Source organism: Paraburkholderia sp. BR14374, from assembly GCF_040948685.1.
GTDB lineage: Bacteria > Pseudomonadota > Gammaproteobacteria > Burkholderiales > Burkholderiaceae > Paraburkholderia > Paraburkholderia youngii.
In genome coordinates this window covers 48,875-75,182 of record NZ_JBFPKF010000020.1, presented here as the reverse complement: position 1 = coordinate 75,182, position 26,308 = coordinate 48,875, and the positions used below count along the sequence as shown (strand labels likewise).

General features: G+C 61.2%; 26 protein-coding genes and 2 pseudogenes. 16 read left to right on the top strand and 12 right to left on the bottom strand.

The window, feature by feature from the left end:
* The first annotated feature begins 8 nt into the window (after positions 1-8).
* Together AB3X86_RS31535 and AB3X86_RS31530 are read left to right on the top strand one after the other, a co-directional pair.
* Positions 9-707 carry a response regulator gene (locus tag AB3X86_RS31535; RefSeq protein WP_368598978.1) on the top strand — a complete coding sequence of 233 codons (699 nt, stop codon included), beginning with the start codon at positions 9-11 and terminating at the stop codon, positions 705-707.
* A 170-nt stretch (positions 708-877) separates the two neighbouring features.
* Complete coding sequence (locus tag AB3X86_RS31530; RefSeq protein ID WP_368598977.1) at positions 878-1,294, top strand: universal stress protein; 417 nt, start codon at positions 878-880, stop codon at positions 1,292-1,294.
* A 147-nt stretch (positions 1,295-1,441) separates the two neighbouring features.
* On the opposite strand, the pseudogene AB3X86_RS31525 reads toward AB3X86_RS31530, so the two are convergent.
* Positions 1,442-2,015 (bottom strand): annotated as a pseudogene (locus AB3X86_RS31525) (alpha/beta hydrolase); the annotation flags it as partial.
* A 620-nt stretch (positions 2,016-2,635) separates the two neighbouring features.
* Positions 2,636-3,274 carry a TetR/AcrR family transcriptional regulator gene (locus AB3X86_RS31520; protein WP_368598976.1) on the bottom strand — a complete coding sequence of 213 codons (639 nt, stop codon included), beginning with the start codon at positions 3,272-3,274 and terminating at the stop codon, positions 2,636-2,638.
* 126 nt (positions 3,275-3,400) lie between these two features.
* Between AB3X86_RS31520 and AB3X86_RS31515 the strand changes: the two genes are divergently transcribed.
* Positions 3,401-4,408, top strand: coding sequence for an SDR family NAD(P)-dependent oxidoreductase (locus AB3X86_RS31515; protein WP_368598975.1), 1,008 nt, complete (start codon positions 3,401-3,403; stop codon positions 4,406-4,408).
* A gap of 151 nt (positions 4,409-4,559) precedes the next feature.
* The gene (locus AB3X86_RS31510) at positions 4,560-5,171 is read left to right on the top strand and encodes an SDR family oxidoreductase (RefSeq protein WP_368598974.1); all 612 of its coding nucleotides are present in this window, start codon (positions 4,560-4,562) and stop codon (positions 5,169-5,171) included.
* 286 nt (positions 5,172-5,457) lie between these two features.
* Here AB3X86_RS31510 and AB3X86_RS31505 read toward each other — a convergent pair whose 3' ends face one another.
* The 5 genes and pseudogenes from AB3X86_RS31505 to AB3X86_RS31485 all read right to left on the bottom strand — a co-directional run bounded on the left by AB3X86_RS31505 (position 5,458) and on the right by AB3X86_RS31485 (position 9,954).
* Positions 5,458-6,534, bottom strand: coding sequence for a 3-oxoacyl-ACP synthase III family protein (locus AB3X86_RS31505; RefSeq protein ID WP_368598973.1), 1,077 nt, complete (start codon positions 6,532-6,534; stop codon positions 5,458-5,460).
* Positions 6,534-7,109: a hypothetical protein gene (locus AB3X86_RS31500; RefSeq protein WP_368598972.1), complete on the bottom strand. Its 576-nt coding sequence runs from the start codon at positions 7,107-7,109 to the stop codon at positions 6,534-6,536. Before AB3X86_RS31500 ends, AB3X86_RS31505 begins: the two co-directional genes overlap by 1 nt.
* Before the next feature lie 256 nt (positions 7,110-7,365).
* Positions 7,366-7,950: pseudogene (locus AB3X86_RS31495) on the bottom strand (cytochrome c biogenesis CcdA family protein); the annotation flags it as partial.
* A 146-nt stretch (positions 7,951-8,096) separates the two neighbouring features.
* Positions 8,097-8,495: a thioredoxin family protein gene (locus AB3X86_RS31490; RefSeq protein WP_368598971.1), complete on the bottom strand. Its 399-nt coding sequence runs from the start codon at positions 8,493-8,495 to the stop codon at positions 8,097-8,099.
* Between the two features lie 487 nt (positions 8,496-8,982).
* Positions 8,983-9,954: a helix-turn-helix domain-containing protein gene (locus AB3X86_RS31485; protein WP_368598970.1), complete on the bottom strand. Its 972-nt coding sequence runs from the start codon at positions 9,952-9,954 to the stop codon at positions 8,983-8,985.
* Between the two features lie 84 nt (positions 9,955-10,038).
* Here AB3X86_RS31485 and AB3X86_RS31480 point away from each other — a divergent pair, with 84 nt between their 5' ends.
* Positions 10,039-10,344 (top strand): carboxymuconolactone decarboxylase family protein, encoded by a 306-nt coding sequence (locus tag AB3X86_RS31480; RefSeq protein ID WP_368598969.1) that lies wholly within the window; start codon positions 10,039-10,041, stop codon positions 10,342-10,344.
* Between the two features lie 143 nt (positions 10,345-10,487).
* Here AB3X86_RS31480 and AB3X86_RS31475 read toward each other — a convergent pair whose 3' ends face one another.
* From AB3X86_RS31475 to AB3X86_RS31465, 3 genes are all read right to left on the bottom strand, one after another.
* Positions 10,488-10,901 carry a hypothetical protein gene (locus AB3X86_RS31475; RefSeq protein WP_368599016.1) on the bottom strand — a complete coding sequence of 138 codons (414 nt, stop codon included), beginning with the start codon at positions 10,899-10,901 and terminating at the stop codon, positions 10,488-10,490.
* Between the two features lie 919 nt (positions 10,902-11,820).
* On the bottom strand, positions 11,821-12,123 hold the full coding sequence (locus tag AB3X86_RS31470) for a hypothetical protein (RefSeq protein ID WP_368598968.1): 303 nt from the start codon (positions 12,121-12,123) through the stop codon (positions 11,821-11,823).
* 162 nt (positions 12,124-12,285) lie between these two features.
* Positions 12,286-13,575, bottom strand: coding sequence for a PAS domain-containing protein (locus AB3X86_RS31465; RefSeq protein WP_368598967.1), 1,290 nt, complete (start codon positions 13,573-13,575; stop codon positions 12,286-12,288).
* 205 nt (positions 13,576-13,780) lie between these two features.
* Between AB3X86_RS31465 and AB3X86_RS31460 the strand changes: the two genes are divergently transcribed.
* From AB3X86_RS31460 to AB3X86_RS31450, 3 genes are read left to right on the top strand one after another with little or no spacing between them, the layout of a single operon-like run.
* On the top strand, positions 13,781-14,641 hold the full coding sequence (locus AB3X86_RS31460; protein WP_368598966.1) for a DUF692 domain-containing protein: 861 nt from the start codon (positions 13,781-13,783) through the stop codon (positions 14,639-14,641).
* Complete coding sequence (locus tag AB3X86_RS31455; protein WP_368598965.1) at positions 14,625-15,449, top strand: DUF2063 domain-containing protein; 825 nt, start codon at positions 14,625-14,627, stop codon at positions 15,447-15,449. The genes AB3X86_RS31460 and AB3X86_RS31455 overlap by 17 nt, the downstream gene beginning before the upstream one ends.
* A complete protein-coding gene (locus AB3X86_RS31450; protein ID WP_368598964.1) occupies positions 15,446-16,210 on the top strand; it encodes an MBL fold metallo-hydrolase in 765 nt (254 codons plus the stop codon). The genes AB3X86_RS31455 and AB3X86_RS31450 overlap by 4 nt, the downstream gene beginning before the upstream one ends.
* Here AB3X86_RS31450 and AB3X86_RS31445 read toward each other — a convergent pair.
* Both AB3X86_RS31445 and AB3X86_RS31440 read right to left on the bottom strand, forming a co-directional pair.
* Positions 16,207-17,277 (bottom strand): sensor histidine kinase, encoded by a 1,071-nt coding sequence (locus tag AB3X86_RS31445; protein WP_368598963.1) that lies wholly within the window; start codon positions 17,275-17,277, stop codon positions 16,207-16,209. The genes AB3X86_RS31450 and AB3X86_RS31445 overlap by 4 nt on opposite strands.
* Before the next feature lie 7 nt (positions 17,278-17,284).
* Positions 17,285-17,992, bottom strand: a complete 708-nt coding sequence (locus AB3X86_RS31440) for a response regulator transcription factor (RefSeq protein ID WP_368598962.1) — start codon at positions 17,990-17,992, stop codon at positions 17,285-17,287.
* A 250-nt stretch (positions 17,993-18,242) separates the two neighbouring features.
* Here AB3X86_RS31440 and AB3X86_RS31435 point away from each other — a divergent pair, with 250 nt between their 5' ends.
* From AB3X86_RS31435 to AB3X86_RS31400, 8 genes are all read left to right on the top strand, one after another.
* Positions 18,243-18,530 carry a DUF2282 domain-containing protein gene (locus tag AB3X86_RS31435; RefSeq protein WP_368598961.1) on the top strand — a complete coding sequence of 96 codons (288 nt, stop codon included), beginning with the start codon at positions 18,243-18,245 and terminating at the stop codon, positions 18,528-18,530.
* 79 nt (positions 18,531-18,609) lie between these two features.
* Positions 18,610-19,119, top strand: a complete 510-nt coding sequence (locus AB3X86_RS31430; protein WP_368598960.1) for a DoxX family protein — start codon at positions 18,610-18,612, stop codon at positions 19,117-19,119.
* A gap of 79 nt (positions 19,120-19,198) precedes the next feature.
* Positions 19,199-19,981, top strand: a complete 783-nt coding sequence (locus AB3X86_RS31425; protein ID WP_368598959.1) for a 3-hydroxybutyrate dehydrogenase — start codon at positions 19,199-19,201, stop codon at positions 19,979-19,981.
* A 10-nt stretch (positions 19,982-19,991) separates the two neighbouring features.
* Complete coding sequence (locus AB3X86_RS31420; RefSeq protein WP_368598958.1) at positions 19,992-21,044, top strand: patatin-like phospholipase family protein; 1,053 nt, start codon at positions 19,992-19,994, stop codon at positions 21,042-21,044.
* Between the two features lie 26 nt (positions 21,045-21,070).
* On the top strand, positions 21,071-21,355 hold the full coding sequence (locus AB3X86_RS31415) for a DUF2282 domain-containing protein (protein WP_368598957.1): 285 nt from the start codon (positions 21,071-21,073) through the stop codon (positions 21,353-21,355).
* Positions 21,356-21,399: 44 nt separating this feature from the next.
* Positions 21,400-22,722 carry an adenylate/guanylate cyclase domain-containing protein gene (locus tag AB3X86_RS31410; RefSeq protein WP_368598956.1) on the top strand — a complete coding sequence of 441 codons (1,323 nt, stop codon included), beginning with the start codon at positions 21,400-21,402 and terminating at the stop codon, positions 22,720-22,722.
* 104 nt (positions 22,723-22,826) lie between these two features.
* Positions 22,827-24,242, top strand: coding sequence for an NAD(P)/FAD-dependent oxidoreductase (locus AB3X86_RS31405; RefSeq protein WP_368598955.1), 1,416 nt, complete (start codon positions 22,827-22,829; stop codon positions 24,240-24,242).
* A 52-nt stretch (positions 24,243-24,294) separates the two neighbouring features.
* Positions 24,295-25,083 carry an acetoacetate decarboxylase gene (locus tag AB3X86_RS31400; RefSeq protein WP_368598954.1) on the top strand — a complete coding sequence of 263 codons (789 nt, stop codon included), beginning with the start codon at positions 24,295-24,297 and terminating at the stop codon, positions 25,081-25,083.
* The last annotated feature ends 1,225 nt before the right edge of the window (positions 25,084-26,308 follow it).

Sequence of the window (26,308 nt, the reverse complement as noted above, 5' to 3'; positions counted from 1 at the left end):
CAGGCGTCATGAGCGACCCGTTCGTTACAGTCGTACTGATCGAAGACGACCCGCATATTTGCCGGTACGTGCGGATGTCGCTGCAGGAAGAGGCGATGCGCGTCCTCGATGTCAACACAGGACAGGAAGGGATTGCGATGACGGCAAGCGCGAGGCCGGATCTCGTGATCGTCAATCTCGGACTTCCGGATATCGACGGTCTCGACGTGATCCGGCAACTGCGCGAATGGTCCGACGTGCCTATCGTCGTCCTGTCGGGGCGTACCCGCGATGAAGAAAAGGTCGCGGCGCTCAACGCCGGCGCGGACGATTATCTGACGAAGCCGTTCAGCGTTGCGGAATTGGAGGCACGGATTCGCGCGCTGCTGCGAAGGCAGAATCGCTGTGTGATTGCAGAGTCGGCCACGGTGTCCTTCGGTTCAATCACTGTCGACCTGGTAGCGAGGTCGGTACAGTGCGACCGCGAAATTGTCCATCTGACGCCGCTCGAGTACCGGCTGCTCGTTGCGCTCGTGCGCCACGCGGGCTGCGTGATGACGCATCACCAGCTTCTCCAGGAGGTCTGGGGACCTTCTCATGCGGAAAACGCACATTATTTGCGGATCTATATGGGTCACCTGCGGCATAAGCTCGAGCGCAATCCGGCACAGCCCGAACACATCGTGACTGAGACAGGCGTCGGATATCGGCTGGTCGGCGTCAGGTAGCCAACAAGCTTCGCCTGGAAAACTCGGTGGGACTTGCTGCTGGATTCGGATAGCGATCAGAATTTGACGCAATTTTTATGCGTCGGCTTTCGGCTTTTACGTCGTCGCAGTGCTCTCCGTGCTTCAATTAAGCCAAGAGCCGCCCGACGTGCTCGTAAAGGAGAATTGATGTGCTGAAGTTGCTCATTCCAGTACTGGACGACAAGGGCGCTCTAGAAGCGGCGCGCCATGGAGCGTTCCTGTTTTCCGAAAAATGCGTATCAGAGGTGGAGGTGATCGAAGTCCTTGACGACCTGGCACAAGGTCGCGTGGCAGCATTCCATTCGCGGTCCGCGTTGCGCAAACTCGAGAGGGAGCGATCAAGCGATGCGCTGATGCAAACGCGCGCGATCCTCGACGAGTCCGGCGTACCCTACACCTGGAAGCGTGTCTTCGGACCGCCGGAGCGAACGATCGCGAAGTACGCGGCTAAGGATCATGCCGACATCGTCGTGCTCGATGCTAGCCGCCTTGGATTTTTTCACAGATGGACGGTGCTTGCAAAGCTATGGCGCCTGTCCTCAACGCCGGTCACGATGCTCCACTGACTTCCACACAACACATCTCGCCGCCAGCGGATTCCGCCAACGTGCCGGTCTCCCTTCGGCCGATTCAAACATGCTCTCCCGTCGCGTCCAGCCCGGCGAGACGATATCCAACCTGCAATTCGGTAATCAGGAATTCCGGCCACGCCGGATATTCCGGGTGGTGCGTCGAAGATCATGAGCTGACCAATGCGTGACGGGCAAACGAGGTCGATCATGGTTCGGAGCAATCTTGCAGTAAGGCTGATGGTAGTAGACGCCGTGCTGGACCACGGTCTGATCCATCGCCACCCCGCGCGAGGAAGGAAATAGAACCTTTCCCTTGGCCTGATCGAGGCGTCGCCGCACGATTACTTCGGCGCGGCCTATCAGCGGCACGCGCAGATCCGTTGCTTTCTCGTTGTGTGGCACTTTGGTCTTTTGCCTGGGGATCGTCCACCAAAGACCGTCGCCTTCGTCCGCGATCTCGGTGCGGTCCATACTGACGAGCCCCCCTCGTGCCTGTCCAGAGGTAGAGCGTCAAGGCATCAGCGACGGTCAGACTGAAATTCGGCAACCACCGAATCAATGTGCCAAGCTCGTCTACCGATAGCACCCTTTTCTGTGTCCCGGTGTATTTGCCTTCAATCTTGCGCCCTTTGCTCTTCAGTTGCCCTCGTAGAACTTCCTTCCACCAATTCGCGGTGTTTTCAGGAAGACGACCGGCATCTAATGCGTAACGCCAAGGCATTGGCTCAATATGGACGAACCCGGACAGGTCTCAACTTCCTGTTATTCGTTCTCGTCGAAGTAGTGAAGCGGCCTTTCCTGACAGGCCTCCGCTCCCAAACCTACGCCAAAAACTACGCTGAATTCCCTCGCAACTCGTTGGCATATCGGTGTCGTATTTCGGCAACAGAGAAACCCGAGGTGCTGGAATTGGCCATGCATGAACTGCCTAACTGAGACGGCCGGCGGCTGATCGGCCAAAGCGGTCGGTCGCCGATCAGCCGCTGTGCGGCGGCTGCAGGTCGCTTCACTGACGTTCACAGGGGGTACGGGTCAATGAGGGCATTCGCAAATGGGAATGAGTCATATCGCCTGCTCGCACGGTTCGGACACTCGCCTCCGGCACGAACAGCGGCTGAATCAGCCACAGACGACCGCCGACTTAAATGCCAAAGGGCGTCGAGCAACCAGCACTTCCTTTGGAAGTGAAATATCCGTCCCGCAAGTGCGCAGCAAGTGAAAAAACTGTTGTGTTTTCATCGGCGCGCTTGGAGTCGATAGACCACGTCGCCATTTCGTTCATCAGACGACGAGACACCCCGGGTCCGCCGCTCATGTCAGTTGCGTGGTCATTTCTCAGTGAATTTCTCCGATAATCCGTCTGACGCGTGGCGGTAGGAGCACCAAGTCGGCCGCTACCTCGGCATCTTTGAGGAGCGTCTTGCGCGGCATGCCTAGCTGCGCACGCATGGTCAGCCCACGCGCTAAATCCGTGACTTGGGTTGCGCGCGCGGCGACCGGAAAGTCAGGTGGGATTTCTCCCGCGCTGATCGCGTCCCGGAAACGGCGCTCCACCAGCGCCGCACCGCCCGCGACCGCGCTCTGCAGGAACCGCTGAACCTCAGCGTCGTTCACAAGCGGCGCGACGCAAATCATAAGACAGCCCCGGGCGGACCCCTTCTGGGTCGCACTTTCGACGGCGTACTTCAGAAAGTCCGCGATCGAGTCGCGAAGACTCTGTGGCGAAAGGAGTGCCTTCGCGGCTGCTGCGCCCTTCCGTTCTGCGTACGCCTTAAGGACCCGCAAGAATATCGCCCGCTTGTCCCCAAAGACGGCATACAGGCTCGGCCGTCCCACACCCATCCCGGTGACGAGATCGTCAATCGTCACTCCGTCGTAGCCTTTCGACCAGAACACCTGAGTCGCCTTTTCCAGCGCCCGCGTCTCGTCGAAGCTGCGCGGTCGTCCCACTGGCCTAGCGGTATTTTGAATCATTTGGTTCAAAACTCATTGACAATTACCATCGCATCAATTTATAACCGAATAGTTCTAAATTATCAAGCCGACCTTGGCCTCGCAGGGCCTTACGACTCGACCATACCCTTTGACACGGAGACGCCCATGGAACATTCAATCGCGCTCGTCACCGGCACCACCTCCGGGGTCGGTCATGAGGCAGCCCGCTTGCTCGCCACCAACGGCTACCGTCAAATCATCGTCACCGGGCGCAGGTTGGCCCGGGTTCAAGAAACAGCCGCTCAGCTCGCGGCTCAGACCAGGACACAGGTATTCACGCCGCTGGAGCTGGAGCTCGACGAGCCGACCAGCGTTCAATCCGCCCTCGCTGAACTCGTCAAGCGAGGTCAGCCGATTGATTTCCTACTGCTCAATGCCGGGATGGTCCCGGGTAAGCAGCGAGTGATCACTGCGGCGGGCGTCGAGGCTTCTCAGGCCCCGCTCATCGGCCATCATCAATTGGCTGTCGGACTGCTCCGCGCCAACCTGCTGAGCCCCAACGCGCGGATTGTTATTGCCAGCGCGGAACCTGCCCGAGGGGGCGTACCCATGTTCAAGTACACCGACGTGGACGCACTCGCTGCCAAATACCACGGAGGCGACCTGGCCGCTGCTATGGAAGCCCTGCTGCGCAACGGGCCGAACGTGAAGTATGTTCCCAACAATGCGTATGCCGACGCGAAGCTCATCGTTGCTTGGTGGGCTGCGGCGCTGGCGCGTCGGCTACCCTCCGGCATGGCAGTGTACGCTGTCTCACCCGGTGCGGCGACCGCTACCAAGGTTTCGCGAAAAGCTAGCCTGGCCGTGAAGTATCTGTTTATCCCACTCGCGAACCTTATTCCCGGCATGAATCAGACGCCGGATACCGCAGCCCGTCGGTACCTTCAGGCGGCGGAGTTCGGGACCGACGTCTCAGGGCAATTCTTCGCCTCGGCTCAAGGGAAGTTCTCAGGCCCAATTGAGGCGCAGCGCCACCCACACCTCCTCGATGGCGCTAATCAAGAAGCCGCGTGGCAGGCCGTCGTCAATGTCTCGGGCGTCAACTTGTCGAACCTCGCATCCTTTTCGCCAAATATCGTACAAAACAGTTCAAAACTAGCAAGACAACCCTAACGGAGGAAAGCACCATGGAACGGTATGGAGAAAAGCGAGCAGTGGTTATCGGCGGTACGACCGGCATGGGCCTCGCGACGGCAAAGATGCGCTCCTCGATGGGGAAGCGCGCGTTGTGGTGACGGGTCGCTCGAAGGCTGGTCTGGAATCGGTGCAAAAAGAGCTTGGAAAGAACGCCATCGTGGTTTCGAGCGACGCGCGGTCGCTGACGGACATCGACGCCCTCGCCTCTCGGGTGAAAGCCGAGTTCGAGACCTTTGACCTGCTTTTTGTCAACGCCGGGTTCAGCATTCCAACGCCTCTCGATAGCGTGACGGAGGCCATCTACGACGAGATGTTCAACCTGAATTCCAAAGGACCATTTTTCGCGATCCAGAAGCTCGTGCCGCTGATCAACCGGGGAGGCTCTGTCGTCCACACGACCTCCGTCGCCAATGTCAAGGGACTGCCTGGCCAGGTCACATATGGAGCCGCCAAGGCTGCGCTGCGATCATTCGCTCGGACGCTCGCTGCTGAGTTGGTTCCTAGCGAGATTCGCGTCAACGCCGTATCGCCCGGTCCCATCGACACGCCGATCCTCGACAAAGTGTTTCCCGATAAAAACGTGGCCGCCCAGGTTAGGGAGAAGACGATCGGCATGATTCCCATGAAGCGCTTCGGAACTTCGGAGGAAATCGCCAAGGCCGTTCTCTTCCTCGCGTTCGAGGCAACCTTCACGACTGGGGCCGAACTGCCGGTCGATGGTGGTTGGTCGCAGCTTTGAATTCGACACGTCGGCGGCAAAGGGCCAACCTCCGCCACCACCTTCGGAGGAGCCTGTGATGGCACACACAGCGAACCATTCGGTCCCAGAGCACGGAAGATTTCGCCGCGCCCTCGCGGCAGTCTGGGCCTTCCTGCAAGCGATGGATTCCACCAGCTTCGACTACACGCTCGACCGCATCGAGGGCCTGGAAAACGAGGTGGGACAACTGAAGGAGGAATTGCGCCAAAGCCCGGACCCGGGGGCAGTCGATGCGCACATCCGACATGCAAGCGCGAATAAAGACTCATCCGTGCTCATACAAAAATCCACCGTGCATGTGCTTGGTGGCTTCTGCTCCGAGGGCGAGTACGCGCGAGCCCGACACGAGGCCGCGCGCGCGCATTTGCGCGAGCGCGAGCCAGATGGCAGCGGAGCCCGTGTTGCCGACCCGGTCGGCGTTCACGAAGACTTTGCCCGGCGGCACGTCGAAGTGCGCCGCCAGTTGCACGCCGATGCGCCCGCTTGTCTGATGCGGGACGATCCAGTCGACCGCATCCAGCGTGACACCCTGACGCGCTGCCGCCGCTGCACCTGCGTCGAACAGCGCTGTCCCAGTTTGCGCGATCCGCCTATAGTCGTGCGCAAACGCGAGCGGTGAAGCAGCCAGCGCGGGATGGTCTGAGCCGCCCGCGCGCATCTCGAGCCCAGGCGGCCTATGAAGGCCGATCGCACCGAACCACGCGGCTCGCACGCGCGGCGTGCCAAGCCGGAGCGGTGCCAGCACGATCGCCGCGGCCCCGTCGCCCATCTGCATTAGATTCACGCGCTGATCGCGGTCGAGCGCGGCGCACGCGGGATCTAAGAATAACGAACCCGTTTCCGAGCCGACTATGGCCACCGGCCGGGCTTCGGGACGAGTCAGCATCCCGAATGCGATCAACAGTGCGTTCGCAAACCCGGTACAAGCCTGGCGCAACTCAACGTGCGGGCCCGTGTAATCCAGTTCGTCCGCGACTAGCGCAATGTTCGGCGGAAGCGGTTGCGCGGGCGTTGCCGTGTGACCGATCAGATAGCCGAGTTCGCCGGGCTCGATTCCGGCTTCGTCCAGCGCGAGCCTCACCGCCTGTGCGGCAAGCTCCGGGTTGCGCGCGCCAGCAAGCGGGGCTTCTGCGCGCGCCCGGAATGCGCGGCTTACGTGCCGTGTTTCGATCGCAAGGCGGCGCGCGGTCGCGATCACCGAGCGTTCGGTCAGGCCCGGCGCAAGCGGTCTGACGCGCTCGAACAGGGCGTGATTGTCGACCGGCGCGCCGGGTAGCGCGAAACCTGTGCCGAGCACAGCCACACTGCCGCATGCATATGCGTTCCGACTCGCGTCAGCCATCACAACAGCCCTCCAGGCAAGCGCTTGACGTCACGAATCAGCGCATCGGGATCGACGCACAATCGGTCGAACGCCGCACCGCCCAGACCCAGCAGAGCCGCGAGCGCATGACGTGCGATGGCGCCTGAACGACGTAGTCGGTCACCGCTGCCCCGCTCGCGCACGATTGTCCGCGTCACCGCGACGTGGCGCGCTTCGTCGCGACGGATCCGGTGAAACAGCTGGGCCAAAGCCGGGTCCTGCGCGAGCGCAGCGTGAGGCGACGTTAACCGCGACAGTATTGTGCAAACCGCCGAATCGACCGCGGCGATCCGCGCAAGGTGCAGCGTCTGATCGCGCGCGGACAGTTGCAGATGAAATCGCCGCGCCGCGGCACGTAGCACCGCGCTGTCAGCCGGCTGCGGCAGCAGGATGCATAGCTGCCGCAGCAGCGCGTCGTGCGTGCGCTCTTCCGCTTCGATCATGTACAGCGCGGCCGCTTCAGCACGCTGCGCGGGGTCCCCATCCGCACGGCCCGCGAGCCGGCAAAACGCGATGGTGGCCGCTTCCTCGCCGCAGCACAGCAAAGGCAGCATGTCAGCGAGCGCCTGCGCTGTCCGTTCGTCGAGCCGCGGCGCGGGGACTTGTGCTGTCCGCGAGCCGGATGTGCGCGGCGGTACAGTAAAGCACGCTGGCGCTGGAGCGGTATGGGCTTCATTGTCGCAAATGGCCATGTCCGTCTGTCTCCCCATCGAATCTCGCTGCGCCTGTCGCGTCCGGCGCACGCAGACCTGCGCCGCGTTCAGCGACGGGCCCCGTTGCAGACGCAACGAACACGCCGGGCTGCGCGTACTAAAAACGGGTCGTCAGATCCGTCAGCCAGTCCGGCGCAACGGCGAGCACCAGAGCTTCGAACTGATGGTCAAGACCGGTGATGATCAGCATCCCCACCGCGACCAGCAATCCACCGAAGACCCGCCTGCCGTTCCCGCCGACGCGCATTAGCGTGTCGCGCCAGCGTGGCACGAGTCCTCGCGCAGCGAGCGCAATCACGACAAGCATCGACGCGATGCCAATCCCGAACGCCAGAATGGTCAGTGCAGCCGTGCTGACATCGTGCCCTTCGCTCGCGAGCGCAGTCGCCGCCCCGAGCGTCGGGCCGACACACGGGCTCCACACGATGCCGAGCAATGCTCCGATCGCCGTCTGGCCCAGCACGCCGAAGTGTTCCAGTTTGGTCTGGCTTCCACTCGCCCGTGCAGCGACCGGCGCGATGATCCGGCCGAACGCCGTCTCCGCGCGTTTGAACAGTGTCGCGAGGCCAGCCAGCACCATCACGACGGCGCCGATGATTCGCACCTCGTCCGCATCGATCCCGCTCGACACGCCCGCGAGCGCCACCGTCAGCGCGACCGACGCGAAAGACATGACAAGTCCTGCGGCAAGCGCAAGCGGTCCCTAGCGGCTTTCCTGTGCGGCGCTGCCTAGCACGATGGGCACCAGCGGCAACACGCACGGCGAAAGTATCGTTAGCGCGCCAGCAGCGTACCCGAGCAGCAACAGGTTGAACGAGGCCGCCATGATCAACGCACTGCACTGTTAAGCAACGCCTCGATCTTCGCGGCATCGGTCTGGAACGCCAGGCGGCCGGTCTCGGTCTGCCCCCGGTACGCGATTAGTGTTCCCTGTTTTGATACCTGAAGGCGCTTCCATTCATCCTTTTGCTTGTCATAGTTGAGGCGAAAGACAACCAGTCTGTCATAGCGCGGCGCGGCGACGAGTTTCCTGATCGTGCGGTTTTGTGAAAGGCAGACAGGGCACCACCATGCATGAACGTCAACCAGCACCGGCTCACCCGCGGCTTGTGCGGCGGCGAACGCGGTGCTGTCGAATTCACGAAAATCGGCCGCGTGCACGGGTGCAGCGACGGACGCGAGCGACGCGAGGACGAGCGCCGCGGCGGACACCTTGATTGCGTTCATGCTTGCTGCTCCGAAAGGCACGAAAGCACAGAGCACTGCTTTGCGAACGGTTTTCATGTTTGCGCCATCGAGAAAGTGCCCCGCCACGCTGGCGGCTGCATCGCTTCGAGGCGCAGCACTGGATCCACTGCCCGCGCTTCACGCCGCGCGAGTGACCACCGCCCGCGCCGCGATCCCGCCTGAACCTCTGGGAGCCATTCTCGCGGGCGGACTTCACGCGTCCATCAATGGAAGATCACAAATTCGTCACAGGCGGACTAGCAAAGCTGGATCCTGGTTGGACGGTGGTAGTGCTGTAGGGTGTCGATCAAATGCTTTGCCGGTCATCGTCCGCAATTCGAAGAGGATTGGTCAATCGCTTGCGTGTGGCGGCTGTCTCTTCCTGGCCCGACCTCCACTGCTAGCGCAAGGTTATGCGCTCCCACAATCCGAATCAGCTCGCCCAAGCCATCTCGCATCTCGCGCAGGTAAGGTCCAGCCTCTGGCGTTACCGCACGTCTCGCCCTGCCTGGTAATTTACTGCGCCCGATCGACGCCGAAAAGCCGTCGGATCCATTCCGTGCTTTGCATGAAACGCTTGGGAGAAGTTGCTTCGACTTGAGAATCCGACCATTCTTGCGACCTCGACGACCGAAAGAGCAGTCGTGGCTAGCAATTCCGCCGCCTTTCGTAACCGCACGACCTTCAACATGGCCATCGGCGGCTGCCCGAACGCCTTCATGAACTGTGCAGCGAATGCCGAACGGCTCATTCCGGCGATATCGGCTAAGCGTTCCACTGACAAGGGCGATGCCGGGCGTTCAAGGATCGCTTCAAGTGCTCTTGCGAGTCGCCTGTCGGCGAGGCCTGCTGCCCACGGAAGGTCTGGGCCTCCGGTATCGATTTGCCGTCGCACTACCATGATCAAACACTGTTTAAGCAGCGCCTCTACCAGCGCTCGCGAACCGAGCCCGGGACGCGCGCATTCCGCTAGCAGCAATACGAACTGATCCTTTAAGCCTGACTTCCCGTCGAACTGTGCGACCAGCGGCCGACGCATCGTCCTGAATGGGTCACTGCCGAAATGCGTGCCCAGGTTCAATTCGCCGCACGCCGTCGCGATGCCCTCTCGTCCTCCGCCGACCTGGATAGTCGGTATCGTCTCTCGCGAAGGCCAGTCAGTGAGACGCCCATAATTTGTCTCACTTGTAGTCAACGAACTGCCACCTTCGAGCCGATAGGTGGCTCCGGGTGGCAACAGCACGAAGCTATGTGTACTCAGAGAGATGCGCTCCCCGTCTTGCGTCACCAATGCCCCACTTCCTTGCATGCAGTAGTGAAGGGTGACCGTCTCGCAAGCGTCGAACCGGGCACTCCAGCCATCGCGTATGTCGCAAAGCGTGAAATTTGCCACGCCGATGTCTAGTGCCGCCAGAAACCGTTCCAGAATCGGAAGCCCGAAGAGGCTATGGTTACTCATGGACGAATTCGGACCAATTCGAGACCACATGGAACACGGTCATCTCTACCATGAGCATGCACGTCATTGATTATGGAGAATCCCATGTTCGACATGAAGCATCTCACACAACTGAAAAAGCTGGATGAAAACGCACCCGATACGATGAAAAGTTTCTGGGCGTTCGACAAGGCGGTCTTTGAAGAGGGCGCTCTGAGCGTGCAACAAAAGCAGATCATTGCGGTTGCTGTCGCGTTGACGACGCAGTGCCCCTACTGCATTGAACTGCACACTAAAGCCGCTCGCGACGCCGGCGCTTCCGATGCGCAACTTTCCGAAGCCGCTCTTGTGGCGGCGGCTATCCGTGCAGGCGGCGCTATCACCCACGCCTCGCATTTGTTCCGAAGCTAGGCTCGCTCGAGGGTCCGGTCTGGATCGGGCTCTCGAACCCGACGCGGAACCACTCAAGACCGAAAGAGACATCCCGGTGCGTGGGCAGACAAAAATGATCTGCGAACTCGCCTCCATTGATAGAAGCATTCAATTGACTCGGGTCAACGGACAGGCTTTCCGAACATCCGCGTCCATGCGGCCCGAATGCGTCGGGCGCGGTCTTCGAAGATATATGAGGCAGCCAACGTCAGTAGACCCGAAATCACACCCGTCGCGACGTGCTCGGCGAAGGGGATGCCGTAGTGACTCGCGTGTGAGTAGGCGTCGCCTAACGTCGTCAGGAAGCCGACGACCAACGCATTGCCGTATCGGTGCGCGTAAAGCTTCGCCGCCGGCGTGAAAGTCAAAAGTACGGCCAGTATTCCGGTGAACAGCCCTGTTTGTAGTGCAATCGTCCAGTGAACAAGGCTCATGACATTGCCCCAGCTTCCAGGCATGCATGTCATGCACGCGCTGGTCGGCTGCCAGAAACGCTTGATATACAGACCGGTCCGGTGCTTCCATTCGCTCAACATCATGTGCTCCGAATCGATGATCCTGTCACAGCGGGCGCAGCTATCGCGGTCGCGGACCTGCGCGCACGCCATCAATACGGACCGGTCTGCCGAACCATCGGGTCGGGTTGTTTCATCCGGTTTGCGGTTCTGCCGTCCTTTGGCCGGTAGAAATGGGACCAGATGGATGCGTATGCCGCCGCGGCGCCTGAAGTCAGACATGGTCGTAAGCTGTGGAAAAGGCAAGCGGCATAAAAAGAATTTCAGGCCGCCGCGTAACCTTTGGTCGCGCCAGAACGAAATTTCTTACAAGGTGGCGCGTTCGCGATCTCCACCCCAGAAGGCACCATGAGCAAATCCGCTTCGATCATCTCGTCGCTGTCTGCCGAAATCGGCTCCGTTCGTTTCGACGGGACAAATACGTGACCTATGTTTGACCGGCACGTTAATTTCGTCAGCCACACTATTGTTCAGCGGTTGGGCTTCGTTAAGCATCCGCTGCTGCTACTGAATGAGGCGAGGAAAAATCATGAACACGGGCTATCAGTCTTTACGTTCTCTGGTTGACAAATGGCTGGCACCGACTGCGGCCACACCGGCTCGCGTTACCCGGTCCGGCCGCCTGAGATCGAATCGCCGTCGCTACGTCTGCGTGGCAGCGACGCGACAAAGTGGCACGCTGGCGATCTACTTTTTCCACCATGACGATGGCTGGTGCGTGTTTCCGCCGAGCGAGAACTCGCCAGCCCTTGGCGGCCGCCTACCCACATTGGCTGGGTAGCTGGACCACGCAGCCAGATGGCCGCGCCGACCTGAGTCGCAAAGACAGAGAGAACGAACATCGTCGCGCCGGGAAGCGCGACGAGAATTTTCTCGGCGTGGCCTGATGCCGCATTGCCATGCGGTCACCCGGATTGGCGGCGGCACAGGCCCGCTGCCGTCAATGCCCTCGATACAGCTCGAGAAGTTGCTTTTGCATCTCCATCATGGAATGCATGAAGTCGCTCTCCATCTTTGCCATTGCCTGGTCGTGCTTCATCGCGGTCTGCATCATCCTGTGCTCCATCTGGACCACCTTGTCTCGCTGCTGCGGCGTCATTTTGTCCATCGACATCGTAGCGGGGGTGTCCCACCACGGCCCATAGCTTCCGCTGTGTCCGATACCACCCTGCGCGTGTGCGGTACCGACCGCACACAACAAAGGTACCAAGGTGCACAGAACTGCATTGCGAACGGTTTTCATGTCTGCTCCATCGGGAAAGTGCGACGCCAGGATGGCGGTCGAATCGCTTCGAGGTGCAGCACTAGAGCGACTGACCGCGCTTCTCGCGCGGCGCTTAGCCTCCAGCCTGAACCTCTGGAAGCCATTCTCGTGAGCGGACTTCACGCGTCCATCAATGATGGATCACATATTGGTCACGGGCGGAGTCGCCGGTTTCTTCTCGGTCTCACGCCCTGGAGACGTGATCTCGGCTGCGTCGGAGCGCGTGAGGGAATCGAGCGCGGCCTTGCGCTCGATTTCAGCAGCCGCGCGTGCCGTGAATATCTGATACACCGCGTCCGTCAGGACATCCTCCTGCCTCATTTCCTTGTCGTTGAAGAACGCCATATGCCCAATGATGCGGCCTCGGCTGCCGAATATCGGGATCCCATAATAGCTCTCATAGTCTTTTTCGCGCGGGAACAGCTCGTGAACATGCGATGAATAAAAAACAGGACGGCCCCCATCAAAGATTGCCTCACACGGCGTGCCGGACAGTTCGAACTCGATGTTGTCTACGAAGTCGCCGCGCCGCCAATAGGCGAGTGTCTGGACGCGCTTTGGGGGCCAATCTATGCATTCGGTGACGAAAGCGCAAGGGACCTCCAGCGCAGCGGCAAAGCTGCGCACCATCCCTCGAAAGAATGCTTCCCCACCTGTGCCTGAAGTCCCCTCGACGATGTGGTGCAACACGCTCTCGATATGCTTGACGCGCGTGATATCCGTATCCAGCGCGACGATGCGCAACGCCTTGCCATTGGCATGGCGGATAACCGTGCCCAGCGAACTCACCCATCGGTACCGCCCGTCCCGATGCAGAAGCCTGAACTGTTGCTCGAACCGCGTGACATTAGATTCCAGCCGGCAATTCAACGTCGCCTCGACGGCTGCGAGGTCGAGCGGATGAACTATGTTCCGCCATGCCTGAAGAGAATCGGAGAGCTCATCCTCGGTGTAGCCGAGCATGCATTTCCAGCGTGGAGACAGCACGAACTCGCCCGTCTGGAGATTCCACTCCCACGCGCCATCGTCTGAGATCCGCATCGCCAGTACGTAGCGCTCCTCGCTATACTGCAGCGCGGATTCCAGTTCGCTGCGTTTGTCATTGGCAATCTGCACCGCCTGGCCGAGCGCGTCGACCTTGTTGCTCGCGCGCTCGAGCGTTTTCCGCACCGCTTCAACCACATCCTTCCCGGAATCGAGCCCGCCATGGTCCGCTCGAGAACCATACGTCTGCAGAACGTTGCGAAGAGGGCGCCGCAAAAAGATCTCGAACGTCACACTTACCGCCGCAAGCACCACCGCAATACCGGTCGCGACGACGGCGAGCAACCCCATCCGTGCGTGTCCCGTGGGGCTGCCAGGAACCCATCCGACAGCCAGCCACGCGAGCAACACGAGGCCGCAGGCGGTGGCTGGCAGAACCAGCTTCATTTTGAGGCTCATATGGAGTGCCCCTCCACGGTGGGTGTGCTCGCCGAATGGATTCGGTCCTTCGAAGATAGGCCAACATCCCGCGCGGCACCAGCCGTCTGCGCCGGACGCGGTCCGCGGCGGACAAAGAGTTCACGCAATCGTGACGGCTTCGTGATCTTTGGGCGCGAGACTAAGCTTCATCAGCCGCCCGGAGCGTTCCGCCATGCTTACCCCTCCTTCCCGCTTTGCGTCGCGTCAGCATGTTCCACCAGCGACGGGCGTCGGATTGCGCGCCGTACACTACCAGCAGATCCTGACCGAACGCCCAGCCATCGCATGGTTTGAAGTGCATAGCGAAAACTACTTCGGCGCGGGCGGGCAACCGCTCTATTACCTCGAGCGCATTCGCCACGACTACCCGCTGAGCCTGCACGGTGTCGGGCTTTGCCTGGGTTCGACCGGGCCGCTGGATCAGGCGCATCTGCAGCGCCTCGACAATCTCGTGCGTCAGATCGAGCCAGGTCTCGTCTCCGAACATCTGAGCTGGGGACGCGTGCAGCAGCGGTTTCTGAACGATCTGCTGCCGTTGCCTTTTACAGAAGAAGCGCTCGCCGTCGTCTGCGACCACATCGACGAGGTGCAGGAACGGTTGCGCAGGCAGATTCTGGTGGAGAACATTTCGAGGTATGTCGAGTTCCGGCATTCGACGATGCCGGAATGCGAGTTCGTCTCGAGCGTCGCCAGGCGCACAGGATGCGGCATCCTGCTGGATGTCAATAATCTGTATGTGAATAGTTCGAACCACGGCGTCGATCCGCTCGCCTACATCGACGTGCTGCCCGCTCGGGCCGTGAAGGAGATCCATCTGGCCGGCCATGACCGTGCGGGTACATTGTTGATCGACACGCACGGCACACGGGTTGCCGAGCCCGTATGGTTCCTCTATCGCTACGCGATCGAACGTCTTGGCCCGATCGCAACGTTGATCGAGTGGGACACCGACATTCCCGCGTTCGACGTGCTGATGGCGGAAGCCCGCAAAGCGACGGCGATCATGGAGAATTGCGATGCCTTCATTGCATGACGTGCAGGCCGCGTTTGCGGCCGCGATATTTGAGCAGGACACGTCACACACCGACGGCCTCATCGTCGGCACTGACACCAGCGAGCGGCTTGCGGTCTATCGCAACAACGTGTATCGCAATTTCTTCGAAGCGCTGCGGGCAGTCTATCCCGTGGTTGAATGCCTGGTCGGCGAGCGTTTTTTTGCCCACGCTGCGAGCCGGTACATTCATGACACCCCTTCGGCCAACGGGGACATACAGTGCTTCGGTGCCTCATTCCCGGGTTTTCTGGCGAACTTCCCCCCGGCGGCGCCACTCGGTTACCTGCCCGACACCGCCGCGCTCGAATGGTGCATGCACGAGATTTTTCACGCCGCGGATCATCCGGCGCTGTCGCTGTCCCAGTTGGCGACCCTGACCGAAGTGGACTGCTCGATGTTGAGGTTTCGTCTCCATCCAGCATGCCGTCTGCTCGCCTCGGACTTCCCCGTTCTGAAGATCTGGCAGATGAACCAGCCGGATGCCGGGACAGACCAAACCGTCAATGTGCAGGCTGGGGGCGACCTTCTGCTCATCCGGCGCTCGGGCTTCGCAGTTGATGTCGAGCCCCTTGGACGTGGCGAGTTCGCGATCCTTCAGGCCCTGTTCGACGGCGCGAGCGTGGACGACGCGTATGCGTTCGCACTCCGGGCGGATCACGATTTTCACCTCGGCGAATTCATCCAGCGCCGTATCGTCGATGCGACGCTCGTGGACTTTGCTGTTGGACCTGGCGCGAGCGAATCCGACAGACCGCGCTGCACGGCCCATTGGCGCGTATCACCATGAAGCTGACCGTGATGGGATGCAGCGGCGCATTCGGCGCCGGGCAGCACACGACATCGCTCCTCGTAGACGACGACATACTGATCGATGCTGGAACGGGGGTCGGTGAACTGGACGTCGACGCGATGACGCGCATCAGTCAAGTATTCGTGACGCACTGCCATCTCGATCACGTCTGTTCCATTCCATTTATCGTCGATGCCGTCGGTCCCGCGCGCGGCGCACCTCTCATCGTATATGGGCTCGTCGAGACACTCGACGCGTTGCAGACGTGCCTGTTCAACAACCGCATCTGGCCTGATTTCACTGCGCTGCCCCATGCCAATGCGCCCTGGTTGCAATTCCGCCCCATCGAGACGGGTCAGTCCCTGCGCTGCGGAACCCGGCTACTGACCGCGCTGCCGGCGTTTCACACTTCGGGCGCGGCGGGGTACTGCGTCGACAGCGGCGCTTCGAGCCTGGCATTTACGGGTGATACGGGACCGTGCGATGCCCTTCGGGAAGCGCTGGAAGCGGTCGGCAATCTGCGCTATCTGCTGATCGAGACGGCGTTCTGCGAGCACGAACGCGCCCGCGCCATCGCCTCGCGGCACCTGTGCCCGAGCCTCATCGCCGCCGAGCTATCGAAACTGCGGGCGCGGCCGGACATCTTCATCACCCATATGAAGCCGCACGCCGCCGCAACCATCATGAGCGAAATTGAACAGCTGATACCCGATCGACACGTCACGCTGCTCCAACGCGGACAGGCATTTGAGTTCTAGCCAACCGGCTGGGCTGCCAAGGCTGCCGGCAGTTCGACGGTAAACGTGGTCCCCCGCCCCAGCGCGCTCTCTACACGGATTTGCCCTCCGTGCAACTCCACAATGCGCCGCGCGATGGCGAGGCCGAGACCGGCGTTGCCGGCGTCGCCGGATTCTCCACGATCGGCGCGATAGTAGCGGTCGAAGACGCTGCCCAGATCGTCCTCATGGATTCCCCGCCCGCTGTCGGTGACCTGCATTGCCACCCGCTCGCCAGCGGCTCGCACGCTGACCGTGATCTTCCCGCCCTCCGGCGTATACCGCATCGCATTCTCGATCAGGTTTTCCAGGACGCGCTCCATCATGCCGATGTCGGCGTCAATCGGACACTCGGTGCTGACGTCCGCGCTCAGTATCTGGCCACGCTTTTGTGCGCTCAGAGCCAGCTTCTGCACCACGTCCTGGGCGAGTTCACCAAGCGGAAACGCTTCGACCTTCGGCCTGACCTCGTTGGCTTCCAGCTTGGTTAAATCGAACAGGTCGCGTATCAGTCGGCCAAGCCGTTCGCAGTGCTTCACCGCGATCTGAAGGTAACGCATCCGGTCTTCCGGTGAGAGTCCATCCGCCTTGATCAGCATGGTCTCAAGGTAGCCCTGCATCGACGCGAGCGGCGTTCTCAGGTCATGCGATACGTTGGCGAGCAGCTCGCGACGCTCATGGTCCACACGCGAGAGTTGCGCGAGCTGCAAGGCAATGCGTTCCGACATTTCCTGAAACGCGGCAACGAGCTGCCCTATCTCGTCGTCCGACCCGCCCTCCGGTTCGATCCGTGCCGGCGTGGCAAAGCCGCTGGCGCGAAACGCTTCAATGGCAGCAGCGAGCCTGCGCAGCCGGATCGTCAGAAAGCGGAACACAACGAGCGCGGCAATCAGGCTAAACAGCACGGTACCCAGGATGAGGTCAGTCGCGAGCTCGAACAGACGCTGCGTCTCGAGCATGCGTTGCGACGCGAGGATCATGATCGCGCCAATAGCGATGAACACCGTCATCAGCACAGCAGCAAGACGGCTGTAGAGGGTGGCGAACAAACGCCTGTCAGCTGCCGGATGCATTGCAGAACTTGTATCCGACGCCCCATACCGTCTGGATGTATTCGGGCGAGTTCGGGTCGATCTCGATCTTCGCCCGCAGGCGGTTGATATGCGAGTTCACGGTGTGTTCGTAACCGCTATGGCTGTAACCCCACACCTGGTCGAGCAGCTGAGTGCGCGTATAGACGCGCCCGGGGTTGCGCGCGAAATGGAGCAGAAGCTGGAACTCCTTGGCAGTCAGCTCGATCGACGCGCCACGCACGGTCACTTCCCGCTTCTCGACGTCGATCTTCAGGTTTTTCGATTCGATCAGCGTGTGCTGGCTCGAATCCGGGCTTGCAAGCGTGTCGACCAGGCGGAAGATCGCCTTCACGCGTGCAGCGAACTCGAGGACGCTGAACGGCTTGGCGAGGTAGTCGTCCGCCCCCATCTCGAGCCCCAGCACGCGATCAAGCTCGGTTGAGCGCGCGGTCAGCATGAGGATCGGGGTATAGCGGCGTTCAGCACGCAGGCGCCTGCAGATCTCGAGGCCATCGATGCCGGGGAGCATCAGATCGAGCACGACCAGGTCGTAAGGCCGCGCGAGCGACTCGGCAAGACCCGCTCTGCCGTCGTTCACCACAGTGGTTTCGCATGCAAGCCCGGCCAGCTGCACGCGGACCAGCTGCGCGATGTCATTGTCGTCTTCGATGACCAGCACGTTCCTTGACATGGCTCCCACCTTCATTCGAGCGCCAGGCGCCTACGCTGCGCCCTGCCTCTGGCGCAACGTACTCCTTGCCTTCAACCATTCTACTTCGCGACGCGCGCGTGTCTAGCGCTTGCAGCGCATTGCCCTCGTGCCGCGCGCCGTGACAGAAATTTGATCATTGGGCAATAGACCCGTGAGCTGCGTTGCGCACACTTCATCCCGGGTGGCAGGCAATTACACCTGTCCTCATCACCATTCTGGAGGAAGCATCATGAAGAGCGGACGAATCATTCAAGGCGCGATCGCGAGCCTGCTGGCATTGGGCGTCGTGGCGGCGAGCACCAATGCCGTGGCTGCCGGCGACACCGAAAAGTGTGCAGGTATCGCCAAAGCGGGCAAGAACGACTGCGGGACCAGCACGAACTCCTGTGCTGCCGCGGTGAAGACGGACCGCGACGCGGAGGCGTGGATCCTGGTGCCGAAAGGAACCTGCGAAAAGATCGCCGGCGGACACCTGCAGCTTTCCGAATTCGCAAAACACGGCGGCAAGGCCGGCTGACGCTCCCGCCACGCACGCGCCGCATCGTCATGCGGCGCTCACCTTTCTTTTTGATCAATCGACGAACGGAGGCTTGTTTATGAAGCTCTCATCGCAACTCTCGACGACACAAGCCTGTCTGCCATCAGGTCCCCTTCAAAAGGCACTCGGGCTGCACCGTGCGGCCCTGCGGGTATTCGAATTGGTCAGGCCCGCGCTCGACCTCGGTATTCGCATCTTGATCGGGCTTGTCTTCTTCCAGTCGGGGCTAACGAAGCTCGCGAGCTGGTCGACCACGCTTGCGCTTTTTCACGGCGAGTATGCCGTGCCGCTGCTCCCACCCACGCTGGCTGCATGGATGGGCACGGCCGCTGAGGTCGGCTTTCCGGTCTTTCTCATCCTTGGCCTCGGCAGCCGTTACGCCGCGTTCGGGCTGTTCGTCTTCAACATCATCGCGGTGATTTCCTATCCGGATCTCAGTGCGGTCGGCTTGAAGGATCACCGGTACTGGGGTCTGTTTCTGCTGGTCACGCTGCTACATGGTCCCGGCAAGCTTTCGCTCGACTATCTGATCGACCGCTGGCTTGGGCGCGACAGTGCGCGCAGCTAGCGGCGGCGTGCCCCAGCTCGCACCCTTTATCGCGCGGCTGGGCCGCGTCAGCAACTCGCTCTTTGGACAGGAGACGCTCATGCTCAACGGAAAAACCGCCATTGTCACCGGATCGACGAGCGGCATCGGCCTCGGCATTGCCACAGCATTCGCGACACAAGGCGCAGACATCGTCATGAACGGTTTCAGCGACGCCGATCTGATCGAGTCGACACGCGCCCGGCTCGAACGCGAATACGGTGTACGCGTGTGCTACAGCAGCGCAGACATGAGCGTGCCTGAAGAGGTCCGGCGGATGGCCAAGCTTGCACACGATACGCTCGGCAAGGTGGACATCGTCGTCAACAATGCTGGCATCCAGCACGTTGCGCCCATCGACGAGCAACCAGACGAGCGATGGGACGCGATCATCGCAATCAATCTGTCGTCGGCTTTTCATCTGGTCAAAGCCGTGCTGCCAGGCATGAAGGCGCGCAACTGGGGACGCGTCATCAACGTCGCGTCGGCGCACGGGCTCGTCGCTTCGCCGTTCAAGGCGCCGTATGTCGCTGCCAAGCACGGGCTGATCGGGCTATCGAAGACCATCGCGGTCGAGGCGGCCGAGTACGGCATCACTAGCAACACCATCTGCCCTGGCTACGTGAAGACGCCACTCGTCGAACAGCAGATCGCCGACCAGGCCAAGGCGCACGGCATATCGCCAGAGAACGTGATACGCGACGTGATGCTCGCTCACCAAGCGCGCAAGCGCTTCGTCACCGTCGACGAAATCGCCGCGCTCGCCGTATTTCTGAGCACCGACGCTGCGGCATCGATCACCGCGGCAGCCCTCGCGGTCGATGGCGGCTGGACGCAGCACTGAGAGATCCATCATGAATCCGACGAAAATCCCGGAACCGGTGCGCGCCGGCACGAAACCAATCACGCTGGCGTTGCAGGGCGGTGGCGCGCATGGCGCCTTTGCCTGGGGCGTAATCGACCGGCTCCTGGAAGATGGCAGGATCGCAATCGAAGGGGTAAGCGCGACCAGCGCGGGCGCGATGAACGCCGCCGTGCTCGCTTATGGCCTCCAGCTCGGCGGACCGGACCGCGCGCGCACGGCGCTCTACGACTTCTGGCGCGACATCGCGCACGCGGCGCAGTACACCAGCCCATTTCGCAAGCTGCCGTGGGAAACGCTGCTGCGCAATGACCATACGCTCGAGTACTCGCCCCTGTACCTCATGACCGACCTGATGCTGCGTATGTTCTCGCCGTATCAGTTCAATCCGCTCAACATCAACCCACTGCGAGGCGTGCTCGAGCGTCACGTGAACTTCGAAGCGCTTCGCGCCGCGTGTCCGATTCATCTGTATCTGTGCGCGACAAATGTCGAGAACGGTAAGGTACGCGTGTTCTCGGGCAACGAAGTGAATGCGCAGGCGGTGCTTGCATCGGCTTGCCTGCCGTTCCTCTTCCAGGCCGTGGAAATCGATGGCGAGCATTACTGGGACGGCGGCTACACGGGCAATCCGGCAATTTTTCCGCTCATCTATCACTGTGGCACGCGAGATGTCGTGATCGTGCATATCAACCCGATTGTGCGACAGGGCGTGCCGAAGACCGCCGCGGAAATCATGAACCGCATCAACGAAGTGAGCTTCAACTCGTCGCTGATGCGCGAGCTGCGTGCGATCGCGTTCGTGACGTCGTTGATTCGCGACGGCAAGGCCGACTCCGCCGACATGAAGGAGATGCTGATTCACTCGATCCGCTCCGACGAAACCATGACCGCGCTTGGCGTCTCCAGCAAGTTCAATGCGGACTGGGCGTTTCTCTGCTACCTGCGCGACGCGGGCCGCGCCCGGGCCGAAGCGTGGCTGCAAGAAAACTACGAGGCGCTCGGCACACGCTCGAGCGTCGATATCCGCCAGGAGTTCCTGTAGCGTCGACGGATGTTGGGCGAGGCCATATGAACCATCGCATTAGCAACGCATTCGTGGTGATTGGCGCGATCAGCGCGATCGCGCTGTCGATCGACCGCAATACCCACCTGACCGAGCGTACCGCGGCCCCATTCGCGTTCGATCGCGAACGCTGTTTCGGTGTAGTGCGCGCGGGCAAGAACGACTGCGGAACGGCGAAGCACGCATGCGCTGGACGCGCGCCACGCGACGCGGCCAGCGACGAATGGCTGCTGCTGCCGGCCGGAACGTGCGCGAGGATCGTCGGCGGGACCGTCAATCCCGAGTCCTGACAGAGAGGGGCGCCGTGTCGAGCATGACTCAGAGAGCGTTATCGATGCTGAACGGCCGCGGGCCGACAACGAACTGGCCGCCGCGCGTGGAGCGCGAGCTCGAACGCGAACAACATCGCAGCGAGCTTATCGTCACCACAGTCCAGCTGCTGGTTGCGGCGCTGCTCGCGATTCTTTATGCGATCACGCCGCCTGGCTTTTCACCCGACGCACCGATTCGCGCCGTGCCGCTCGGGCTGACGTTCTTCGCCATCACGACTTTGGCACGGCTATATCTCGCAATGACCGGCCAGCTCGCTCGATGGATGGTGGGCGCCACGGTGGTGATCGAGATGGCGATATTGCTCTCGGTCATCTGGGCATATCACCTGCAATATGAGCAACCTGCTCCGTTCTATCTGAAGTGCACTGAATTCTCGTACGTGTTCATCCTGATCGCGTTGCGCGCGCTTCGTTTCGAGCCGATGTGGGTCCTGCTGTCCGGGCTCACTGCCGCTGCGGGATGGCTGCTACTTCTCGGCTACGCGTTATCACACGGCACAGCCAATCCGGTGACATGGGACTATGTAACATCGCTACGCTCGATACAGATCCACTACGGGGGCGAGTTCGACAAGGTGCTGGCCATCGTCGTGACGACCGGAGTGCTTGCCCTCGCGCTCGCACGTGCCCGCAGTTTCGTCGTCAAGGCGTTGTCGGGACAGTTGGCCGTCACCGATCTTTCGATGTTCTTCGACGACTCGGTGGTCCACCGAATCACCGGGTCGGATCTGGCAGATATGCCGACACAGGCCGACGTGCGTGACGCCACAATCGTGTTTTTCGACATGCGCGGCTTCACTGCGGCATCCCGCGCGCTGCCCCCGGCCGCATTGATCGAGCTGCTGCGTGAATATCAGCGCCTTGTCGTGCCAATCATCCGCTCGCACCACGGCAGTATCGACAAGTTCCTCGGTGATGGCATTCTCGCCAGCTTTGGCGCGGTGGTGCCCGACGAACGTCATGCGGCCCACGCGCTCACTGCAGTCGATGCGGTCATGGCCGCCGTCGCCCGGTGGCGCGAGGTCCGCGTGGCGTCGCAGCGACCGGCCCCGGATGTCGGTGCAGGCATTGCGAGCGGGCCAGTGCTGTTCGGTGTCGTCGGCGACCTGAGGCGCCTCGAATACACCGTTATCGGCGACACGGTGAATCTCGCAGCCAAGCTCGAAAAGCACAACAAAGTCGAAAGCACGCGCGCACTCACCGCAGAGAGGACGTACACACAAGCCCTGGCGCAAGGCTACGCAGGCACGAAGGCGGTCAGGCCCGCGAGGCTCGTCGCCGGTGTGTCAGAGCCGCTCGACCTCGTCATTGTCTGCGGGCCGTGACAAAAAATTGATCTCTGAACGATGTGTGCGTGAGCTTCGTTTCGCACACTTGGTGACGGACCCGCAGGCCACTCCGGTTTCCGGGTGTACATAAGGAGTCGTATATGGATGCCGAAAAGAACATCGTGATCGTCGGCGGCGGCTTTGCCGGCACGACGCTGGCCCAAGCACTGGAGAAGGCGTTGCCTGCGCCATACCGCGTGGTTCTCGTGAGTGACGAGAGCTACTCCACTTTCAACCCGATGCTCGCCGAGGTGGTGGGCGCCTCAGTGTTTCCCGAACAGGTCATTGTCCCAATTCGTCAGTTACTCAGGCGAACCCGGTTCATCATGGCGACCGTTCACGACGTCGACTTTGAGCGGCGCGAGATCCATGGCAATACGCTTGCGGGTCCACGCAGGATTGCGTTCGAGCATCTCATCTTCGCATTCGGCACCCGCGCGAATCTCGACTTGATACCCGGCATGGCAGAGCACGCAATGCCGCTCAAACTCGTCGGAGATGCGATGTTCATCCGCAACCACGTGTTGCGCCGGCTGGCTTGCATCGAACTCGAAGTGGATCCGGCGGTGCGGCGGCGCCTCGGCCACTTTGTCGTTGTCGGCGGCGGGTTCTCCGGCGTCGAGGTAGCGGGACAGCTGGCCGACTATCTTCACAGTGTGAAGCAGTACTACAAGCTCGTGCGCGACGACGAGCTCGCGGTGACGCTCTTGCAGGACGCGAACCGTCTGCTGCTCGAAATGCCCGAAGCACTCGGGCGCATGGCAGCTGAGGAAATGATGGAGCGTGGTATCGACGTCCGTCTTGAGACGCGCGCTGCCCGGGTAGACGCGGACTGCGTTACGCTGGAAGACGGCGAGTCCATCGCCGCATCGACAGTGATCTGCACGATCGGAACGAAACCCAATCCGCTCGTCGAGCGGCTCGCCGTGCGGCTGTCCCTGCCCACCCAGCGCGGGCGCATCGAAACGGATTCCGATATGAGCGTGAGCGGCATGCCCAGTATCTGGGCCATGGGCGATTGTGCACTTGTGCGCAACGCGGCAACGGGCCAGCCCTCCCCGCCCACAGCACAATATGCGGTCGCGCAGGCTCGGCAACTCGCGGACAACCTGCTGCGCAAGTTGGGCGGATACCATACAGAGCCGTTCTCGTATGTCGCGAGGGGGATGATGGCCACGATCGGGCATATGAAGGGCGTCGCGCAGATCTATGGGGTATCCGTGGGAGGGCTGCCGGCCTGGCTGCTATGGCGCGCCTTCTATCTTTCGCGCGTACCGACGCTTGGGCGCAAGTTGCGGATTTTCGTCGAATGGACGTGGAGCATGTTCTTCTCCACTGACATTACCCATCTACGCTTCACGCGTTCGCACGAAGCAGACGGCGCAGGCCCAGATTCACCTGCGCCCTTGTCTCGCACGCAACTGCATCCCGCAGGTGATCGCGCTGCCGGGCTGGACGTCGCCCCGTCCGTCGAGCGCACGCGCGGAGCGAGGCCGGGCGTTGGCGTCCGTACCTGACATAGGCTCTTTCTCTCCCCACCGCCGCACCCGTTCCAAAATGGAGCCAGTCATGAAACTTGAAGCAATTATGGGTCTGCCTTCAATGCCTGCCGCATCGCCATCGTACCCCCGAGGACCGTATCGGTTCGTCGATCGGGAGTACTTGATCATTACGTACGAGACCGACGCCGCCGCGATACGCGCTGCATTGCCCGAGCCGCTGCAACCAGACGGGAGCAACACCGCGCTCTATGAATTCATCCGGATGCCCGATTCGGCCGGATTCGGCGACTATACGGAATCAGGCATCGTGATCCCGGCGAAATTCGAAGGCGAACACGTGACCTTTACGGCGCAGATGTACCTCGACGACGAACCACCTATCGCGGGCGGGCGCGAAATCTGGGGTTTCCCGAAGAAGCACGCCAAGCCGAAACTCGCCGTCGTCCAGGATACGCTGACAGGGACACTCGAATACGGCAGCATCCAGGTTGCGGTCGGCACCATGGGCTACAAGCATCAGCACTTGCTTTATGACGTCGAGGGCAGGCGGGCGTGTTCGCCCGAGTCGATCATCAACAAGATGCGGACGACACAGGTCAATCTGAAGATCGTGCCGGGCGTCGATGGCGTACCGGCGATTGTTCAGCTAGTCGGCTACAACCTGACGGATATCAAGGTCAAAGGGGCATGGTCGGGTCCGGCGCGGCTCGCTCTGCTGGCGCACGTTAATGCACCCGTGGCGGACTTGCCCGTAAAGCGTGTCATCGGCGCGGTCCACTTCATTGCCGATCTGACATTGCCTTATGGACGGGTGCTGTACGACTACAAGGCCGACAGACATTGCGCGCAAGCTTAAGCCCAAAGGCCGGGCGGTCTCTGTGCCCGCCTGGCCGGTGCGCCGCTGATTGACCGCGCGTCCGTCCCGATGGCAACTCAGGAGAGCGCGATAGGTCGCATAGTATCGATATCCGGGAAGTTATGGCTGATAGAAACCAGGGAACGGCCATTCCTCGGGACGACGCGGTTGTCCCTTCGTGGCCGGGTCCTGCCTGGGGGATCCGCAGGACACGACCCGTTCGAGTCAGTCACGATTCGCAAAATCACCTCCAGGCGGAGTTAAAACTTCGTGGCGACAGAACCCCGCGTTTGTAAGGTCCCTGTGCAACACTTTGACGTCAACCAATCGTCGACGCAGGTGAAAGCGATGGATCAGCCACATACTGTCATGACCACCCCCTTCTTTGCGCCGACTCGGCGGTGTGGTTTTCCGCCTATGGGTTCGGCTGGGGATACTGCGCTTTCGCGCTGCCGTTTGAAGTCGCTTGCGAAGAGCTTGGCGCTCGCAATGAGACTGTGCAACAGGTGCGACTCGCGTTCGAGTTGAACAAACGCCGAATTCTAAGGACCGTGCAACAATATGGAGCAGCATCTGCAACAGGCGAGCGCATAACGCTCTCGGCCGCAGATCTTCAGCGCGTGACGCCCGAACTCGATTACTTCGGAGCATAAATGCCGACAGACTGCCCTTGGCAGACCTCTGCCTGACGGCGATCGGCCGCACGCGTTCGGGGTTATTCGATGCCTGCCCATACGCACAGGACCGTGCGGCGCTTGCGCGCAGGCGTCGCATAACCCTAACGACATTACGCATTCGTTGAACTCGGTAGCGGCCGTTCGTCGCCGCTTCTCGGTGACGGACCGGTGAGCAGCCGTCAGCAGGCATGTCAGCGTCGACGCACGAACGTCAGCTGTGGCCGAAAACCGGCCCCGCGTCACGATGTCGGCAAGTTCTCGATCCCTTCGCCAAGAGAGGCCGGCGGCCGCGAGGCCGTGGAAGCGGAAGGCTGCAGAACTGCGGTCAGTCCGAGAAGGACGGGGGCATTTTGGCCTGCACTCGCGCACCATCGTTAATTACCCTATTGCGCCGATGGTCGGTCAGCAATTGAAGGCACAACAGTCAACCCCGTCGCTTTCTATCGAGGGCCGGCCTTCACGGCTATGCCCTTAGAACCGCTCCTTAATGCCCGGTCAACTCACGGCATGGCATGCACCCGGCTCCCAGCTTCCCGCCCTTGACCCGC

Bases quoted from the DNA above. Each gene is read 5' to 3' on its own strand.
- AB3X86_RS31535 (WP_368598978.1), top strand. From the start codon at position 9: ATGAGCGACCCGTTCGTTACAGTCGTACTGATCGAAGACGACCCGCAT.
- AB3X86_RS31520 (WP_368598976.1), bottom strand. From the start codon at position 3,274: ATGATTCAAAATACCGCTAGGCCAGTGGGACGACCGCGCAGCTTCGAC.
- AB3X86_RS31515 (WP_368598975.1), top strand. From the start codon at position 3,401: ATGGAACATTCAATCGCGCTCGTCACCGGCACCACCTCCGGGGTCGGT.
- AB3X86_RS31505 (WP_368598973.1), bottom strand. From the start codon at position 6,534: ATGGCTGACGCGAGTCGGAACGCATATGCATGCGGCAGTGTGGCTGTG.
- AB3X86_RS31500 (WP_368598972.1), bottom strand. From the start codon at position 7,109: ATGCTGCCTTTGCTGTGCTGCGGCGAGGAAGCGGCCACCATCGCGTTT.
- AB3X86_RS31490 (WP_368598971.1), bottom strand. From the start codon at position 8,495: ATGAACGCAATCAAGGTGTCCGCCGCGGCGCTCGTCCTCGCGTCGCTC.
- AB3X86_RS31485 (WP_368598970.1), bottom strand. From the start codon at position 9,954: ATGAGTAACCATAGCCTCTTCGGGCTTCCGATTCTGGAACGGTTTCTG.
- AB3X86_RS31480 (WP_368598969.1), top strand. From the start codon at position 10,039: ATGTTCGACATGAAGCATCTCACACAACTGAAAAAGCTGGATGAAAAC.
- AB3X86_RS31475 (WP_368599016.1), bottom strand. From the start codon at position 10,901: ATGTTGAGCGAATGGAAGCACCGGACCGGTCTGTATATCAAGCGTTTC.
- AB3X86_RS31470 (WP_368598968.1), bottom strand. From the start codon at position 12,123: ATGAAAACCGTTCGCAATGCAGTTCTGTGCACCTTGGTACCTTTGTTG.
- AB3X86_RS31465 (WP_368598967.1), bottom strand. From the start codon at position 13,575: ATGAAGCTGGTTCTGCCAGCCACCGCCTGCGGCCTCGTGTTGCTCGCG.
- AB3X86_RS31460 (WP_368598966.1), top strand. From the start codon at position 13,781: ATGCTTACCCCTCCTTCCCGCTTTGCGTCGCGTCAGCATGTTCCACCA.
- AB3X86_RS31455 (WP_368598965.1), top strand. From the start codon at position 14,625: ATGCCTTCATTGCATGACGTGCAGGCCGCGTTTGCGGCCGCGATATTT.
- AB3X86_RS31450 (WP_368598964.1), top strand. From the start codon at position 15,446: ATGAAGCTGACCGTGATGGGATGCAGCGGCGCATTCGGCGCCGGGCAG.
- AB3X86_RS31440 (WP_368598962.1), bottom strand. From the start codon at position 17,992: ATGTCAAGGAACGTGCTGGTCATCGAAGACGACAATGACATCGCGCAG.
- AB3X86_RS31435 (WP_368598961.1), top strand. From the start codon at position 18,243: ATGAAGAGCGGACGAATCATTCAAGGCGCGATCGCGAGCCTGCTGGCA.
- AB3X86_RS31430 (WP_368598960.1), top strand. From the start codon at position 18,610: ATGAAGCTCTCATCGCAACTCTCGACGACACAAGCCTGTCTGCCATCA.
- AB3X86_RS31425 (WP_368598959.1), top strand. From the start codon at position 19,199: ATGCTCAACGGAAAAACCGCCATTGTCACCGGATCGACGAGCGGCATC.
- AB3X86_RS31420 (WP_368598958.1), top strand. From the start codon at position 19,992: ATGAATCCGACGAAAATCCCGGAACCGGTGCGCGCCGGCACGAAACCA.
- AB3X86_RS31415 (WP_368598957.1), top strand. From the start codon at position 21,071: ATGAACCATCGCATTAGCAACGCATTCGTGGTGATTGGCGCGATCAGC.
- AB3X86_RS31410 (WP_368598956.1), top strand. From the start codon at position 21,400: ATGCTGAACGGCCGCGGGCCGACAACGAACTGGCCGCCGCGCGTGGAG.
- AB3X86_RS31405 (WP_368598955.1), top strand. From the start codon at position 22,827: ATGGATGCCGAAAAGAACATCGTGATCGTCGGCGGCGGCTTTGCCGGC.
- AB3X86_RS31400 (WP_368598954.1), top strand. From the start codon at position 24,295: ATGAAACTTGAAGCAATTATGGGTCTGCCTTCAATGCCTGCCGCATCG.